Source organism: Amycolatopsis sp. lyj-346, assembly GCF_046548975.1.
In the GTDB taxonomy this organism is placed as follows: Bacteria; Actinomycetota; Actinomycetes; order Mycobacteriales; family Pseudonocardiaceae; genus Amycolatopsis.
In genome coordinates, this window is sequence record NZ_JAJPWT010000005.1 from 436,691 (window position 1) to 453,121 (window position 16,431).

17 protein-coding genes are annotated in these 16,431 nt (G+C 70.8%); 12 read left to right on the top strand and 5 right to left on the bottom strand.

Features of this window, described 5'->3' with window-relative positions:
- Positions 1–40: 40 nt before the first annotated feature.
- From ACLJQE_RS19880 to ACLJQE_RS19890, 3 genes are read left to right on the top strand one after another with little or no spacing between them, the layout of a single operon-like run.
- Entirely contained in the window at positions 41–781 is a 741-nt protein-coding gene (locus tag ACLJQE_RS19880) for an Asp/Glu/hydantoin racemase (protein ID WP_410640756.1), read from the top strand.
- Between the two features lie 60 nt (positions 782–841).
- Positions 842–1,588: a maleate cis-trans isomerase gene (locus tag ACLJQE_RS19885; RefSeq protein ID WP_410640757.1), complete on the top strand. Its 747-nt coding sequence runs from the start codon at positions 842–844 to the stop codon at positions 1,586–1,588.
- Positions 1,588–2,307 carry a GntR family transcriptional regulator gene (locus ACLJQE_RS19890; protein ID WP_410640758.1) on the top strand — a complete coding sequence of 240 codons (720 nt, stop codon included), beginning with the start codon at positions 1,588–1,590 and terminating at the stop codon, positions 2,305–2,307. Before ACLJQE_RS19885 ends, ACLJQE_RS19890 begins: the two co-directional genes overlap by 1 nt.
- A 220-nt stretch (positions 2,308–2,527) precedes the next feature.
- Here ACLJQE_RS19890 and ACLJQE_RS19895 read toward each other — a convergent pair whose 3' ends face one another.
- The 3 genes from ACLJQE_RS19895 to ACLJQE_RS19905 form a co-directional block, all read right to left on the bottom strand.
- Positions 2,528–2,992 (bottom strand): DUF4262 domain-containing protein, encoded by a 465-nt coding sequence (locus tag ACLJQE_RS19895; protein WP_410640759.1) that lies wholly within the window; start codon positions 2,990–2,992, stop codon positions 2,528–2,530.
- Between the two features lie 61 nt (positions 2,993–3,053).
- On the bottom strand, positions 3,054–4,112 hold the full coding sequence (locus tag ACLJQE_RS19900; RefSeq protein ID WP_410640760.1) for a tartrate dehydrogenase: 1,059 nt from the start codon (positions 4,110–4,112) through the stop codon (positions 3,054–3,056).
- The gene (locus tag ACLJQE_RS19905; protein WP_410640761.1) at positions 4,109–5,572 is read right to left on the bottom strand and encodes an NAD-dependent succinate-semialdehyde dehydrogenase; all 1,464 of its coding nucleotides are present in this window, start codon (positions 5,570–5,572) and stop codon (positions 4,109–4,111) included. Before ACLJQE_RS19905 ends, ACLJQE_RS19900 begins: the two co-directional genes overlap by 4 nt.
- A gap of 91 nt (positions 5,573–5,663) precedes the next feature.
- On the opposite strand from ACLJQE_RS19905, the gene ACLJQE_RS19910 reads away from it, so the two are divergent.
- Positions 5,664–6,920 (top strand): aspartate aminotransferase family protein, encoded by a 1,257-nt coding sequence (locus tag ACLJQE_RS19910; RefSeq protein WP_410640762.1) that lies wholly within the window; start codon positions 5,664–5,666, stop codon positions 6,918–6,920.
- A gap of 2 nt (positions 6,921–6,922) precedes the next feature.
- Positions 6,923–7,420 carry a DUF3830 family protein gene (locus ACLJQE_RS19915; RefSeq protein ID WP_013229621.1) on the top strand — a complete coding sequence of 166 codons (498 nt, stop codon included), beginning with the start codon at positions 6,923–6,925 and terminating at the stop codon, positions 7,418–7,420.
- A 54-nt stretch (positions 7,421–7,474) separates the two neighbouring features.
- Here ACLJQE_RS19915 and ACLJQE_RS19920 read toward each other — a convergent pair whose 3' ends face one another.
- A complete protein-coding gene (locus tag ACLJQE_RS19920) occupies positions 7,475–8,296 on the bottom strand; it encodes an aldo/keto reductase (RefSeq protein ID WP_410640763.1) in 822 nt (273 codons plus the stop codon).
- Between the two features lie 214 nt (positions 8,297–8,510).
- On the opposite strand from ACLJQE_RS19920, the gene ACLJQE_RS19925 reads away from it, so the two are divergent.
- From ACLJQE_RS19925 to ACLJQE_RS19950, 6 genes are all read left to right on the top strand, one after another.
- Complete coding sequence (locus ACLJQE_RS19925) at positions 8,511–8,882, top strand: hypothetical protein (protein ID WP_410640764.1); 372 nt, start codon at positions 8,511–8,513, stop codon at positions 8,880–8,882.
- A 5-nt stretch (positions 8,883–8,887) separates the two neighbouring features.
- Positions 8,888–9,364 carry a roadblock/LC7 domain-containing protein gene (locus ACLJQE_RS19930; RefSeq protein ID WP_410640816.1) on the top strand — a complete coding sequence of 159 codons (477 nt, stop codon included), beginning with the start codon at positions 8,888–8,890 and terminating at the stop codon, positions 9,362–9,364.
- A 108-nt stretch (positions 9,365–9,472) separates the two neighbouring features.
- On the top strand, positions 9,473–10,858 hold the full coding sequence (locus ACLJQE_RS19935; protein WP_410640765.1) for an FAD-binding oxidoreductase: 1,386 nt from the start codon (positions 9,473–9,475) through the stop codon (positions 10,856–10,858).
- Positions 10,859–10,863: 5 nt separating this feature from the next.
- Positions 10,864–12,417: an acetolactate synthase large subunit gene (locus tag ACLJQE_RS19940; protein ID WP_410640817.1), complete on the top strand. Its 1,554-nt coding sequence runs from the start codon at positions 10,864–10,866 to the stop codon at positions 12,415–12,417.
- Between the two features lie 45 nt (positions 12,418–12,462).
- Positions 12,463–13,263 carry an SAM-dependent methyltransferase gene (locus tag ACLJQE_RS19945; protein ID WP_410640766.1) on the top strand — a complete coding sequence of 267 codons (801 nt, stop codon included), beginning with the start codon at positions 12,463–12,465 and terminating at the stop codon, positions 13,261–13,263.
- 85 nt (positions 13,264–13,348) lie between these two features.
- Positions 13,349–14,155 (top strand): SAM-dependent methyltransferase, encoded by an 807-nt coding sequence (locus ACLJQE_RS19950; protein WP_410640767.1) that lies wholly within the window; start codon positions 13,349–13,351, stop codon positions 14,153–14,155.
- On the opposite strand, the gene ACLJQE_RS19955 is transcribed toward ACLJQE_RS19950, so the two are convergent.
- On the bottom strand, positions 14,152–15,564 hold the full coding sequence (locus tag ACLJQE_RS19955; protein ID WP_410640768.1) for an MFS transporter: 1,413 nt from the start codon (positions 15,562–15,564) through the stop codon (positions 14,152–14,154). The genes ACLJQE_RS19950 and ACLJQE_RS19955 overlap by 4 nt on opposite strands.
- Before the next feature lie 173 nt (positions 15,565–15,737).
- Here ACLJQE_RS19955 and ACLJQE_RS19960 point away from each other — a divergent pair, with 173 nt between their 5' ends.
- Entirely contained in the window at positions 15,738–16,427 is a 690-nt protein-coding gene (locus ACLJQE_RS19960) for an MBL fold metallo-hydrolase (protein WP_410640769.1), read from the top strand.
- Positions 16,428–16,431 lie beyond the last annotated feature (4 nt).

The following is a 16,431-nucleotide window of genomic DNA, read 5'->3' on the forward strand; positions in this document are numbered from 1 at the left end:
ACCGGACTGTCCCACACAGACGTATTCCGGAGGCTGAGCCTTGGATTTCGACTTCCTGGCGTTCGACGGCCCGCTGGCGCAACGCGGCATCGGCGTCATCGCCCCCTTCGACCTCGCGCTGGAGCGCGAGCTCTGGCGCTGGGTGCCGATGGAGGTGTCCCTCCACCTCGCCCGCACGCCGTACGAGCCCGTGCCGGTCAGCATGGAGATGGCCCGCCTGGTCAGCGACAGCCACCACCTGGCCGGCGCGACCCGGGACGTGCTGCACGTCGAGCCCGAGGTCGTCGCCTACCTCTGCACGTCGGGCAGCTTCGTCAACGGCGTCGACTACGAGCGCTCGCTGACCAAGGCGATCTGCGACGCCGGCGCGCCGGACGCCGTCACCACCTCGGGCGCGCTGGCCGAAGTGCTGCACCAGCTCGACCTGCACCGCGTCTCGGTGCTCACGCCGTACGACGCCGACCTGACCGCCGCCCTGCACGGCTTCCTCGCCGAGCTGGACGTCGCGACCGTCGCCAGCGACCACCTCGGCCTGGGCGGCGGCATCTGGAAGGTCAGCTACCGGACCATCGCCGAGCGCATCCTCGCCGCCGACCACGGCGACGCCGAAGCGATCTTCGTCAGCTGCACCAACCTCCCCACCTACGACCTGATCGAACCCCTCGAAGCCGCGCTCGGCAAACCGGTGCTCACGGCCAACCAGCTGACGATGTGGGCGTGCCTGCGCCGGATGAACCTCCCCATCGTCGGACCCGGAAGGTGGCTCCGTGACGTGTCGTGAAGGTTTTCCTTGACCTCCCCTCTAGGATTGTCGACAATTTGCGTCCCCTCCGGAGGTTCCGTGACCACCATCGGTTTCATCTACCCCGACCACGCGGCCGAAGACGACTACCCGCTGGCCGAGCAGCTGCTCGGCGGCACGGCCGTCGACGAGGGCGACATCCGGCTGGCGGTCGAGCACATCTACGGCACCGACAAGCACGCGGTGACCGAGCTGCTGGACCTCGGCAGCGAGGCCCGCCTCGCCGACGGCGCCGCCCTCCTCGCCAAGCACGAGCCCGCCGCGGTCATCTGGGCGTGCACCAGCGGCAGCTTCGTCTACGGCTGGGAAGGCGCCCGCGACCAGGCCGACCGCCTCGCCGCCGTCGCCGGGGTCCCGGCCTCCAGCACCTCCTTCGCGTTCGTGCACGCCGCGCGGGCGCTGGACGTCAAGCGGGTCGCCGTCGCCGCCAGCTACCCGGACGACATCGCCCGGCTGTTCGTGGACTTCCTCAAGGCCGGCGGCATCGAGGTCGTCTCGATGGCCAGCGCCGACATCGTCACGGCGGCCGAGGTGGGCGCGATGAGCCCGGAGGCCGTCGTCGGCCTCGCCGTCGGCCACGACCACCCGAACGCCGAAGCGGTGCTCGTGCCGGACACCGCCATGCGCACCCTGGGCGAGATCAACGCCGTGGAGGCCGCGCTCGGCAAGCCCGTGCTGACCGCCAACCAGGTCACGGTCTGGGAGGGCCTGCGCCTGACCGGACGGCACCGGCTCGTCCGCTCGCTCGGCGCGCTCTTCCGCCAGCTTCCGGACGGGAGAGACTGATGGCCCTGCCACCGGGCATGCTGCCCGAGATCGAGCCGGTGAGCCGCGAGTCGACGGCCGCCGTCATCGCACGCCAGCTGCGTGACGCGATCATGACGGGCGCCCTCCCGCCCGGGACCCAGCTCGGCGAGACCGAGCTGGCCGCGCGGTTCCAGGTGTCACGGGGGCCGCTCCGGGAAGCCATGCAGCACCTGGTGTCCGAAGGGCTGCTGCGCAGCGAACGGCACCGCGGCCTGTTCGTGATCGACCTCGAGCCGGGCGACGTCTACGACATCTACGCCGCCCGTTCGGCGATCGAGCGAGCCGCGATGCTGCGTGCCCTGCGCGGCGGCGACCGCGACCGGATCGCGGACGTCCTCGAACAGACCGTCACCGAGATGGCGACCGCGGCGAGCGAGGACGACCCGGGCGCGCTCTCCACCGCGGACCTGAAGTTCCACGAGGCGCTGATCAACGCCTCGGGCAGCAAACGGCTGGTGCGGATGGCCCGGACGCTGTTGATCGAGACGCGGATGTGCCTGACGGCGTTGCAGAGCACGTACCAGCGGGTCGAGGAGCGCGTGGAGGAGCACACGAAGCTGATCCAGGCCCTGCGCGACGGCGACGAGCAGACGGCACTGATGCTGCTCGACGCCCACATGGAGGACGCCGTCCAGCGGCTCGCGCCGGGCACGAGCCTGCAGGACGGGGAAGCCCCGCCGGTGCCGGGAAACGCGTGACCGGAACGCCGACACGCGTGATCGGACAGCCGACACGCGTGATTGAGAGGTCGACTCGCGTACCTGGAGGGTCGACTCGCGTACCTGGAGGGTCGGTTCGCGTACCTGGACGGACGACACGCCTGCCCGGGGGCGGAACTCGTGTGACTGGGGCCGGAACTCGTGTGATTGGGGGCGGAACTCGTGTGACTGGGGGCGGAAGTTGGGGGTGTGGGTGGGGTTAGTGGGCATGGCGGGGTCCCAGGACCGGCTGGCCGGCGCGGCCGTCGCGGTAGTCGGGGGACCAGGGGAAGCGGCCCCGGTTGTCCGCGTGGACCAGTTGCAGCGCACGGATTTCCGGGCCGTACAGTGCGGCCGCGAACACCAGGTGCACCGACGGCTCGGCGAGCTCGACGACCTCGATCAGCAGGCCGTCGTCCAGCGGGATGCGTTCGCCGGCCACCGGTGGCGGGCCGTGCAGGGTGTGGGCGGCCAGGTCGTTCAGCAGGCCGCCGGCCGCGAGGATCGGCAGGCCCGTCACGACCAGCTCCGGCAAGCCGTACCCGCTCAGGCCGATCGTGTAGGCCCACGGCGGGTACGGCCCGGTTCCCGCGACTGCCTGCACCAGCCAGCCCCGGTCGGCCACGCCGCAGCGAAGCCGCTCCAGGTAACCGGGTCTGTCCCGGTTCTCGCACTCGAAGCACATCGGTGACTCCTCCCCCTCGGTGGGCTCGGGAACCACCGTGCCGGAGGGCACCGACAAAAACTCAGCCCAGCGCTTCGGCCACCGCCGTGCCGAGCCGTTCTGTGGTATCCGTGCCGCCGAGGTCGGGCGTGCGCACGCGGCCCTCGTCGAGCACCCGGTCCACGGCGGCGCGGATTCCTTGCGCGGCAACGGTTTCACCCAGGTGTTCGACCAGCATCGCGGCCGCCAGGATCTGCGCCACGGGGTTGGCGATCCCTTGCCCCGCGATGTCCGGAGCGCTCCCGTGGACCGCCTCGAACATCGACGGATATTCACCCGATGGGTTGATGTTTCCGGACGGGGCCATGCCGAGCCCGCCGGTGATCGCGGCCGCGAGGTCGCTCAGGATGTCGCCGAAGAGGTTCGACGCCACCACGATGTCGAGCCGGTCCGGCGCCTGCACCATCCGCGCCGCCAGCGCATCGACGTGCATCTGTTCACTGTGGACGTCCGGGAACTCCGCCGCGACCTCGGCGAAGATCTCGTCCCAGAACGGCATCGAGTGGATCAGGCCGTTGGACTTCGTCGCCGAGCAGACTCGCGAAGACCGCGTCCGCGCCAGTTCGAACGCGTACCGGATGATCCGCGTGACGCCGACGCGCGTGAAAACCGACTCCTGCAGCACGAACTCGTCCGGCCGGCCGGCGTTGTGCCGGCCGCCGATCGCCGAGTACTCCCCTTCGGAGTTCTCCCGGACGATGACCAGCTCCAGCTCCTCGGCCTTCCGCCCGGCCAGCACGGACGTCGTGCCCGGCAGCAGCCGCACCGGCCGCAGGTTGACGTACTGCTGGAACGCCCGCCGCAGCGGGATCAGCAGGCCCCACAGGGAAACGTGGTCCGGGACACCGGGGAAACCGACCGCGCCGAGCAGGATCCCGTCGAACGCCGACAGCCGCTCGACGCCGTCTTCCGGCATCATCGCGCCGACGCGGGCGTACCGCTCGCAGCTCCAGTCGAACTCCGTCCACTCCAGCGAGAAACCGGACAACGCGGCCGCCCGGTCGAGGACCTTGCGGGCCTCGACCGTGACGTCCACGCCGATCCCGTCGCCGGGGATGCTCGCGAGGCGGTAGGCCGTCACAGCGCCACCGCGATGTACTTGGTCTCCAGGAACTCTTCGATGCCGACCGAGCCGCCTTCACGGCCGAGCCCGGACTGCTTGATCCCGCCGAACGGCGCCGCCGGGTTCGACACGATGCCCTGGTTGAGCCCGATCATCCCGGCTTCGAGCGCTTCCGAGACGCGCAGCGCCCGCTTGAGGTCGCTGGTGAAGACGTAGGACACGAGCCCGAACTCGGTGTCGTTCGCCTTCGCCACGGCCTCTTCTTCGGTGTCGAACGGCGTGATCGGAGCGACCGGCCCGAAGATCTCCTCGTGCGTCAGCCGCGCCTCCTGCGGCACGTCGGTGAGCACGGTGGCCGGGTAGAAGTGGCCCGGCCCGTCGACGCCCGAGCCACCGGTGAGCACCTTCGCACCGCGGTCGGTGGCGTCCTTGACCAGCTCGGTCACCTTGTCCACGGCGTTCTGGTCGATCAGCGGGCCGACCACGACGTCCTTCTCGGTGCCGCGGCCCATCGGCAGGGCCCGCATGCGCTCGGTCAGCCGCCGCGCGAACTCCTCGACGACGCCGCGCTGCACGTAGAACCGGTTCGCCGCGGTGCACGCCTCGCCGATGTTGCGCATCTTCGCCTGCATCGCGCCGTCGATGGCGGCGTCCATGTCGGCGTCGTCGAAGACCAGGAAGGGCGCGTTGCCGCCCAGCTCCATCGACGTGCGCAGGACCTTGTCGGCGCACTGCTCCAGCAGCTTGCGGCCGACGCCGGTGGAGCCGGTGAAGGAGAGCTTGCGGGCGCGGCCGTCGCGGATCAGCGGCTCCATCACGCCGCCGGAGTCGCTGGTGGTGACGACGTTGAGCACGCCTTCGGGCAGTCCCGCCTCGGCGAGGATGCCGGCCAGCGCGAGCATCGACAACGGCGTCTGCGCGGCGGGTTTGATCACCGACGTGCAGCCCGCGGCGATCGCCGGGCCGATCTTGCGCGTCCCCATCGCCATGGGGAAGTTCCACGGCGTGATCAGCAGCGCCGGCCCGACCGGCTGCTTCGTGATCAGGAACCGGCCCGCGCCGTTCGGGGCGGTCGCGTAGCCGCCGCCGATGCGGACGGCCTCCTCGGCGAACCAGCGGAAGAACTCCGCGGCGTAGGCGATTTCGCCCTTCGACTCGGCGAGCGGCTTGCCCATCTCCAGCGTCATCAGCAGGGCCAGCTCGTCCTGGCGCCGCATCAGCAGCTCGTAGGCGCGGCGCAGGATCTCGCCGCGCTCGCGGGGCGCCACCTTCGCGAAATCGGCCTGTGCCGCGACGGCGGCGTCCAGCGCCGCGACGCCGTCCGACGGCGAGGCGTCGGCGACGTGGCACAGCTCGTTGCCGGTGGCCGGGTCGACCACCGGGAAGGTCTTCCCGTTCCGGGCGGCGACCCACTTGCCGCCGATGAACAGTTCCTTGCCGACCGCCTCGACGACGCCGGACTCGGTGCTCGTGCTCATCCCGACTTGCTCCTCACGTGTTGTCCCGAGGGCCATGCTATGGATATTGTCAACAATCGACAACCCGCTCAGACCGACCGAGGAGCACGCTGTGGCCCAGCTCTCTCCGCTGCTCAAGCAGGCAACGCCCGTCGTGGTCGACCACGGTGAAGGGGTTTACCTCTACGACGTCGAGGGCAAACGCCACCTCGACTTCACCGCCGGCATCGGCGTCACGAGCACCGGGCACTGCCACCCCCACGTCGTGCGGGCCGCGCAGGAGCAGATCGGCAAGCTCGTCCACGGCCAGTACACGACGGTCATGCACAAGCCGCTGCTCGAGCTGACCGAGCGCCTCGGCGAGGTCCTGCCGAGCGGGCTCGACTCGCTCTTCTACGCGAACTCGGGCAGCGAGGCCGTCGAAGCGGCGTTGCGGCTTTCGCGGCAGGCGACGAAACGCCCGAACGTCATCGTCTTCCAGGGCGGCTTCCACGGCCGGACCGTGGCGGCGGCGTCGATGACGACGTCCGGGACGCGGTTCAGCGCCGGTATCGGCCCGCTGATGGCGGGCGTGCACGTCGCGCCGTTCCCGTACGCCTACCACTACGGCTGGGACGAGCAGACGGCGACGAAGTTCGCGCTGCGCGAGCTGGACTACCTGTTCCAGACCGTCTGCGCGCCGAACGAAACCGCCGCGTTCTTCGTCGAGCCGGTGCTGGGCGAGGGTGGGTACGTCCCGGCGAACACCGAGTTCATGGCGGGTCTGCGTGAGCGCGCCGACCGGCACGGCATCTTGCTGGTCGTCGACGAGATCCAGACCGGTTTCGGCCGCACCGGCAAGTTCTGGGGCCACGACCACTTCGACGTCTCCCCTGACGTCGTGCTCATCGCGAAGGGCCTGGCGAGCGGCTTCCCGCTGTCCGGCATCGCCGCTTCGCAGGAGCTGATGGCGAAGGCGTTCCCGGGGTCGCAAGGCGGGACGTACGGCGGCAACGCCGTTTCGTGCGCCGCGGCGATCGCGACGCTCGAAGTCATCCAGCAGGAGAACCTGGTCGAGAACGCCGCCGAGCGCGGCCGCCAGCTGCTGGAGGGCGCGCGCGTGATCGCGGACAAGACGCCGTCGATCGGCGAGGTGCGCGGGCTCGGGCTGCTGGTCGGCTCGGAGTTCACCACCGCCGACGGCGAACCGGACACGGCCACCGCGCAGGCCGCCCAGCAGGCGGCGACGAAGAGCGGGCTGCTGCTGCTCACCTGCGGGCCGTACATGAACGTCGTCCGCATGGTGCCGCCGCTGGTCGTCAGCGCCGGGCAGGTCGACGACGCACTGCGCATCTGGGGAGACGTCGTCGCCTCGGTCACGGGGAGCTGACGATGGCCCGATACATCACGATCACCCTCGACAAGCGCGGCGTCTCCTGCCGGGCGCGGCTGCTCGACGACGAGGCACCGCGGACCTGCAAAGCGGTCTGGGACGCGTTGCCGCAGAGCGGATCCGCCTACCACGCGAAGTACGCGCGCAACGAGGTCTACACGCTCGTGCCGCCGTTCGCGGAGCCCAAGCCGGGCCGGGAGAACCCGACGATCACGCCGATCCCGGGCGACGTCGTGTACTTCGGTTTCGAGGCTTGGGAAATCGGCAACCCGGCGTACGGCTACGACGAAGACAGCGAGGCGCACAGCGACCAGGGCGCAACCGACCTGGCGATCTTCTACGGGCGCAACAACCTGCTCATCAACGGCGACGCGGGCTGGGTGCCCGGCAACGTGTTCGCCACGATCGAGGAGGGCCTGGCCGAGATGGCGGCAGCCGCGCAGGACCTGTGGCTGCGGGGCGTCGAGGGCGAGACGCTTTCGTTCGCCCGCGCCTGAATCCTGCCTCCGCACACCGGAGCCCGGCTGCGGGAAACCGCGGCCGGGCGCACTTCACCCCAGCGCGCTCAGCTGCTCGAAATCGGTGGCGGAAAGCTCGATTTCCGCAGCCGCGCAGTTCTCTTCCAGGTGCGCGATCGACGATGTCCCCGGGATCGGGATCACGACCGGCGACCGGTGCAACAGCCAGGCGAGGGACACCTGCGCGGGTGTCACGCCGATGTCGGCCGCGATCTTGGCGAGCACGCCACCCGCCGTCGCGTGGTCGCCGCGGGCGATCGGCAGCCACGGGACGAAGGCGATTCCTTCACGCTCGCAGTAATCGAGTACGTCTTCGGACGCGCGGTCCGTCAGGTTGTAGCGGTTCTGGACGCTCGCGATCGGCGCGATCGCCCGCGCCTCCGTCAGCTGCGAGACGGTGACTTCGGACAACCCGATCCGGGCGACCTTGCCCTCGTCCCGCAGCCGGGCCAGCGCGCCGATCTGGTCGGCGAGCGGCACCTGCGGGTCGAGCCGGTGCAGCTGCAGCAGCTCGAGCCGGTCGACGCGCAGCCGCCGCAGCGAAAGTTCCGCCTGCTGCCGGAGGTATTCGGGCCGGCCCAGCGGCACCCACTCGCCCCGGCTCGGGCGTGCGTGCCCGCACTTCGTCGCGACGAGCAGTCCCGGGTACGGGTGCAGCGCGGCGGCGAGCAGTTCTTCGTTCAGGCCGAGGTCGTAGGCGTCGGCGGTGTCGAAGAACGTCACGCCCAGCTCGGCCGCGCGGCGCGCGACCGACTCGGCGCCGTCCTTCACGTGGTCCCAGGCGGTCAGCCGCATCGCGCCGAAACCCAAGCGGTGCACGGAAAAGCCGTCTTCGAACAGGTAGGTCGAGGTCATGCCGGAAGCTTCGCCGCCGTCGCCGTCACCCGCCAGAGGTTTAGCCTGAGCTAAATCCACGGTCTCTACCCTCCGTGTTCTGGCAGCGCGAACAGAGCAGTTCGATTAGGCCATTCGGGGATATCCGGACGGATCGGGCAACTCTAGGGTGATCGAACCTGACCACCACCGGGGTCGGCACGTCGACCGTCGGCACAAGGAGAAGACGAGCCACATGAACATCGAAACGGCGTTGAAGGAAGCCCTTTCCATCACCGGCGCGGTGGGGGCCGCCCTGGTCGACTACGAAAGCGGGATGGCGCTCGGGACACTGGGCGGCGGCGACTGGCTGGACCTGGACACCGCGGCGGCGGGCAACACCGAAGTCGTCCGCTCCAAGCTGCGCGTCATCGCCGCGCTCCGGCTCAACGACGAGATCGAGGACATCCTCATCACGCTGGGCCGCCAGTACCACCTGATCCGCCTGCTGCGGTCGAACAAGCACGATTCCGCGTTGTTCCTGTACCTCGTCCTGGACCGGGAACGGGCCAACCTCGCACTGGCCCGGCACTACCTGAAGAACATCGAAGCCGAGCTGGTCGTGTGACGGGGATGCAGGCCGAGGTACCCGGCAGCCCGGTACCGCTGCCCACCCGCAAACAAGGTGCCGGCCGGCCGTTCCCGGCCCAGCAAGGGATCCGGCCGGCGCACCCCGACGCCACGGCCGCGGCCAAGGCGCTGCAGGAGATCCGCGACAAGGTCGACCGGGTGAACATCACCGGCCTCCTGCTGGCCAGCCGGGACGGCCTGCTGCTGGCCAGCGACACCCGGGACATCGAAGACGACAGCGTGGCGGCCATGGCCGCCGCCTCCGTCGGGCTCGCCACGCGGTTCGTCGGGCAGGCCGGCCTCGGGGAGGCCCGCGGCGCGATGTTCCAGGGCTCGCTCGGCCACGTCTGCGTCTTCCCCGTGCAGGACCCCGTCCTGCTGGTCGTGTTCGCCCGGCCGGACACGACCATGGGTCTGTTCAACGTCGTCGCGCGGCAGGCGCTGACGCTGCTCCAGGACGCCCTGACCACGGCAAACTGACCACCCGGCCGCCTCCGCGCCGAAACGTGAAAATCCTTCATGGCGGCGTACCGCCGGTACGTACTACGCTGCGGTAACCACAGCAACGGCGCGGAGGAGAAACTGCCGATGGGCGACGTGGCGGCACGCCTGACCGAGATCGTCGGGGACCGGAACCTGCTGACGGGCGAGGCGATCTCGGAGGACTACGCGCACGACGAAGCGCTGACGGCGGAGCCGCAGAAGCCTGCGTACGTCGCGAAGCCGGCAACGGCCGAAGAAGTCGCGGAGCTGCTGAAGGCCGCTTCGGAATACAACGTCCCCGTGACCGCCCGCGGCTCCGGCAGCGGGCTGTCCGGGGCCGCCCGGCCGATGGCGGACGGGCTGCTGATCTCCTTCGAGCGGATGAACGCCGTCCTCGAGGTCGACACCGGGAACCACGTCGCCGTCGTCCAGCCCGGCGTCACCCTCGCCGAGCTCGACGCCCAGACCGCCGAAGCCGGGCTGAGCTACACCGTCTACCCCGGCGAGCTCAGCGCGAGCGTCGGCGGGAACGTCGGGACCAACGCCGGCGGGATGCGCGCGGTCAAGTACGGCGTCACCCGCAACAACGTGCTCGGCCTGCAGGCCGTGCTGCCGACCGGCGAGATCATCCGGACCGGCGGCAAGACGTCGAAGATCTCCACCGGCTACGACCTCACGCAGCTGATCATCGGCTCGGAAGGCACGCTCGCGCTGGCCACCGAGATCACCGTCAAGCTGCACCCGCGGCTGGCGCACGGCGCCACGGTGCTCGCCCCCTTCGGCGACTTCGGCCAGGTGATGGCCGCGGTGCCGGAGATCCTCTCCAGCGGGCTCGCGCCGCACATCCTCGAGTACATCGACAACCTGACGATGGCGGCGATCGTCTACAACGAGAAGCTCGAGCTGGGCGTCCCGGACAAGGTGCGCGAGACCAGCGAGGCGTACCTCGTGGTGGCACTGGAGAACCGCGAGACCGGACGGCTCGAAGAGGACATCGAGACGGTCGGGGTGCTGCTCGGCGAGCTGGGCGCGACCGACGTGTACGTCCTCGAAGGCAACGCCGCGCGCAAGCTGATCGAAGCCCGCGAGAAGGCCTTCTGGACCGCGAAGGCGGCCGGCGCCGACGACGTGATCGACGTCGTCGTGCCGCGGACCGCGATGCCGCAGTTCATCGCGAAGGCACGGGAGCTGGCCATGGCCGCGGGCGGCGGCGCGGTCGGCTGCGGCCACGCCGGCGACGGCAATGTCCACTTCGGCATCTTCTGCAAGGACGCGGACAAGCGGAAGCAGCTGCTCACCGACATCTTCGCCTACGGGATGGAACTCGGCGGCGCGATCTCCGGCGAGCACGGCCTCGGCCGCACCAAGGCGCACTACCACTCCGAACTCGAAGACCCGGCGAAGATCGAGCTGATGCGCCGGATCAAGCAGAGCTTCGACCCCGCCGGGATCCTCAACCCCGGCGTTCTCTTTCCCGAAGGAACAGCATGAGTGAGATGAACGGCGCCCAGTCCCTGATCAGCACGCTGGTCGACGCCGGTGTCGAGGTGTGCTTCGCCAACCCCGGCACGTCGGAGATGCACTTCGTCGCCGCGCTCGACACCGTTCCCGAAATGCGGGGCGTGCTCGCCCTGTTCGAAGGCGTCGTCACCGGTGCGGCCGACGGGTACGCGCGGATCGCGGACAAGCCCGCCGCGACGCTGCTGCACCTCGGTCCCGGGCTGGGCAACGGCCTGGCCAACCTGCACAACGCGCGCCGCGCGCACACGCCGATCGTCAACGTCGTCGGCGACCACGCGACCTACCACAAGCAGTACGACGCGCCGCTGGAGTCGGACATCGAGGCCGTCGCGGGCTCGCTGGAAGGCTGGGTGCGCCGCTCGGAGCACACCAAGGACGTCGGGGCGGACGCCGCCGCCGCGGTCGCCGCCGCGCAGGACGCGCCCGGCCGCGTCGCCACGCTGATCCTGCCCGCGGACGCTTCGTGGGGCGAAGGCGGCGAAACCTGCACGCCGATCCCGCCGCGCGTGCCGCAGGCCGTCGACGCCACGACCGTCAAGGACATCGCCGCGGTGTTCGGCACCGGGGAGCCGGTCGCGCTGCTCGTCGGCGGCAGCGCGTGCCGCGAGGAAGGCCTGCGGGCCGCGAGCCGGATCGCGGCCGCGACCGGCGCGAAGGCGTTCGTCGAAACGTTCCCCGCGCGGCTGGAGCGCGGCGCCGGGCTGCCGTCGATCGAGCGGCTCGGCTACCTCGCCGAGCAGGTCGCCTACCAGCTCGACGGCATCAAGCACGTCGTCATCGCGGGCACGAAGGCGCCGGTGTCGTTCTTCGCCTACCCGGGGAAGCCGAGTGACCTGGTGCCCGAAGGCGCCCAGGTGCACACGCTTGCGTCGGTCGGGCAGGACGTCACCCGGGCGCTGAACGAGCTCGCCGGGCTGGTCGCCGCGGACACCGAGCCCGTGCTGGCGGAGGCGTCCCGGCCCGCGCTGCCCAGCGGGCCGCTGACCCCGCAGAACTGGGTCGAGGTGATCGGGGCGCTGCTGCCGGACAACGCGATCATCGCCGACGAGGCCAACACGTCCGGCCTGATGCTGCCGATGGCGACGGCCGGTGCGCCGCGCCACGACGTCCTGACGCTGACCGGCGGCGCGATCGGCTACGGCATGCCGGTGGCCACCGGGGCGGCCGTCGCGGCGCCGGACCGGCCGGTGCTGAACCTGCAGTCCGACGGCAGCGCGCTGTACACGATCTCGGCGCTGTGGACGCAGGCGCGGGAGAACCTGAACGTCACGACGGTGCTGCTCAACAACCGCGCCTACGCCATCCTGCGGCTGGAACTGCAGCGCGTCGGCGCGGCCTCGGGCGGCCCGAAGGCGAACGACCTGCTCGACCTCTCGCGGCCGGACATGGATTTCGTGAAGATCGCCGAGGGCATGGGCGTGCCCGCGACGCGCGCGACGACCGCCGAAGAGCTCGCCGAGCAGCTCCAGCGGGCCTTCGCCGAGCCCGGCCCGCACCTCATCGACGCCGCGGTGCCGCCGCTGTTGTAGAACCGGACTATTCTCCCGTCACACCCTCGAACCCGGGAGCGGCGGATGAGCGAAGACGAACACGCCAAGCGGGGCATCGACCTCGACCGGCCGAACGCTGCGCGCGTGTACGACTACTTGATCGGCGGCAAGCTCAACTACGCCGTCGACCGGATGTTCGCCGACCAGATCCTGGGCGTGCTGCCGAGTGCGCGCCGCATGGCGCTGATCAACCGGTCGTGGCTGCGCCGCGCCGCGCGGTTCGGCGCGGAACAGGGCATCCGGCAGTTCCTCGACATCGGCTCCGGCATGCCGACCGTCGGGCACGTGCACGAGGTCGTCCAGGCGATCGACCCGGCGTCGCGGGTGGTGTACGTCGACAACGAGCCGATCGCCGTCGCGCACAGCGAGATCGTGCTGGAGGACAACGAGAACGCGGCGATGATCCAGGTCGACGCCGAGTACTCCGACGAGGTGCTGGAGCACCCGACCACGACGGAGCTGCTGGACTTCAGCCAGCCGGTGATGGTCATCATGGCGGCGTTCGTGCACTTCATCCCCGACTCCCGCGACCCGGCCGGCCTGATCGCGCGCTACAGCGAGGCGCTGGCGCCCGGCAGCTACCTGGCGCTGTCGTCGGGGACGTGGGAGGGCCAAGGCGAGGAGACGCATCGGTCGGTCGCGATGTACGAGAAGAGCGGGACGCCGTTGACGCTGCGCTCCCCCGACGAGCTGCGGGCACTGGTGAAGGGCTTCGAGATCGTGCCGCCCGGAATCGTGTTCACCCCGGAGTGGCGCCCGGACGACCCGCTCGAAGACCCGCCGGAACAGTCGGGCGGGCTGGCACTGGTGGCGCGCAAGAACTAGCGCGCACGCCGGACGCCACGAGTCGCCTCGGGGGGCCGGCCGGAGCGTCCCGCTATTCTCGCGGCACGCGACTCCAGGAGCGGCGATGAGCGAAGACGAGCACGCCAGCCGGGGCATCGACCTCGACAAGCCCAACGCCGCGCGCGTCTACGACTACATCCTCGGCGGGCAGCTCAACTACGCCGTCGACCGGATGTTCGCCGAGCAGGTGCTGGCCGCGCAGCCGAACGCGCGCCAGCGGGCGCGGCTCAACCGGCAGTGGCTGCGGCGGGCCATCCGGTTCGGGATGGACCAGGGCATCCGGCAGTTCCTCGACATCGGCTCCGGCATGCCGACCGTCGGGCACGTGCACGAGGTCGCGCAGGCGATCGACCCGGCCGCGCGGGTCGTCTACGTCGACAACGAGCCGATCGCCGTCGCGCACAGCGAGATCGTGCTGGAGGGCAACGAGAACGCGGCGATGATCCAGGTCGACGCCGAGTTCCCCGACGACGTCCTCGAACACGACACCACCGAGATGATGCTGGACCTGGACCAGCCGGTGATGGTGGTGATGGCGCTGTTCGTGCACTTCATCCCGGACGAGCGCGACCCGGCCCGGCTGGTCGCGGCCTACCGCGACGCGCTCGCGCCCGGCAGCTACCTCGCCCTGTCGTCGGCCACCTACGAGCAGCAGAGCGACGGCACGGCCCGCGCCGTCGCGATGTACCAGAAGAGCGCGAACCCGGTCACGCCGCGTTCGGCCGACGAGCTGCGGGCGCTGGTCGACGGCTTCGAGATCGTCGACCCCGGCATCGTGTTCATCCCCGAGTGGCGGCCGGACGACCCCGCGGAAATGCCGCCCAACCCCGCGGACTGCGGCGGCTTGGCCCTGGTGGCGCGCAAGAACTAGACGGCGACCAGCGCCGGTGCGGTCCGCGTCCTCGGGACCAGCGCCGCCAGCAGCGCACCCGCCAGCGCAACGGCCGCGGCCACCGCGAACGTCGCGCGGAAGCCGGCCAGCGACGGCACCGGCAGCCCGCCGACGGTGATCGTCAGCTGGGCCAGCATCGCCGCCATCACCGCGCTGGAGATGGCCGTGCCGACCGAGCGCATCAGGGAGTTCAGGCCGTTCGCCGACGCCGTTTCGGTGACCGGCACCGAGCCCATGATCAGCGCGGGCATCGCCGCGTACGCGATGCCGACGCCGGCACCGATGATCACCGACGCCGTGATCAGCTCGAACGCGTTGTCCATCAGGACCATCGCGAACGCGTACCCGGCCGCGATCACCAGCGCGCCGCTCACCAGCGTCGGCCGCGGGCCGAACCGGGCGATGAGCCGCGCCGAAACCGGCGAGAGCAGCATCATCACCAGGCCGTTCGGAGCCAGGGTGAGACCGGACTCGACCATCGTCTGACCGAGCCCGTAGCCGGTCGACGCCGGTGCCTGCAACAGCTGCGGAAATGACAACGCCATGGCGTACAGCGCGAAGCCGACCATGATCGACGCGAGGTTCGTGAACAGCACGGGGCGGCGCGCGGACACCCGCAGGTCGACCAGTGGATCGCGGCGGCGCAACTGGTATGCGCCCCAGCCGAGCAGGATGACGACGGCGAGCGCGGCCAGCCCGAGCGTCGGCACGCTGGTCCAGCCCCACGTGCCGCCCTTGACCACCGGCAGCAGCAGGCAGAGCAGCCCCGCGGCCAGGCCGAGCGCGCCGAAGTAGTCGAACGGCGCGGGCGTGCGCAGCGGCGACTCGGGCACCACGGTGAGGATCAGCAGCGCGCAGGCCAGCCCGAGCCCGGCGGCGGTCCAGAAGAGCACGTGCCAGTCGGCGTTCTCGGCCACCAGGGCCGCGACCGGCAGCCCGATGGCGCCGCCGACGCCGAGCGTCGCGCTCATCAGCGAGATCGCGCCGCCGACGCGTTCGGGCGGGAGCTCGTCGCGCATGATGCTGATGCCGAGGGGGATCACGCCCATCGCGCAGCCCTGCAGCCCGCGGCCGAGGATCTGGAACGCGAGCGCGCTGGTCGTCGCGGACACGATCGAGCCGGCGATGAGCAGCCCGAGGCTGACGAGGATCATCCGCCGCTTGCCGTAGAGATCGCCGAGCCGCCCGCTGACCGGCGTGATGACGGACGCGGCCAGCAGCGTCACGGTGACCACCCACGACGCGTCGGCGGCCGGGACGTTCAGCAGCCGCGGGAAGACCGGGATCAGCGGCACGACCAGCGTCTGCATGAACGACGCGACCAGCCCGCACGAGGCGAGCACCACGACGATCGCGCGGCCGGACGGCGCGGAACGGGACACCACCACACCCCCAAGTGTGTACTTAGTACGCATCATGCAACTTCCTGCACTGTACCCACGGGGTGACGGGTTTCCGTACGACTGGTGGTTTCGTCACAGCCCGGTGCGGCCGGAGCTGCGGTTTCGCTGTCGGCGGATCCGGCAGCGAACCCCGGCCGCGCCTCCCTACCCTCACGGCCATGGAGCTCGTCGAGATCACTCCGCGCCTGCACCTCGTCCGGTACGCGTTCGGCCAGGCCTACCTCTGGCAGGACGACGACGGCCTGACGATGGTCGACGCCGGGATCGCCGGGTCGGCGGCCGGCACCGCCGACGCGATCCGGGCCGCCGGGCGGGCACCCGGGGAGCTGCGCCGGGTCGTTCTCACCCACGCCCACGCCGACCACGCCGGCGCCGCCGCCGAGCTGCGCGCCTGGGGTGGGGTCGACGTCCTCGCGCACCGGGCCGACGCTCCGGTGGTCCGCGGTGACCGGCCCGCCGCGGAGCCCGTGCTGCTCGACTGGGAACGGCCGCTGTTCGAGCAGAACAGTCCCCGGGCCGGCGGGCTCACCGGCCCGCCGTGCGCCGTCGACCGCGAACTGCGGGACGGCGACGAGATCGCCTTCGGCGGTGGCGCGCGGGTGCTCGAAGTGCCCGGGCACACCGACGGCAGCATCGCCGTCCACCTGCCCCACCACGGCGTGCTGTTCACCGGCGACGCGATCGCCCAGCTGGACGGCAAGGCCATCCCCGGCGTCTTCAACACCGACCGGGAGAAGCTCCTCGAGTCCTTCGGCCGGCTCGCCGCGCTCGACGTCGAGATCGCGTGCTTCGGCCACACCGATCCGTTCACCCGCGACGCCGGGAAGAAGCTGCGCGAAGCGGCCTAAGCTC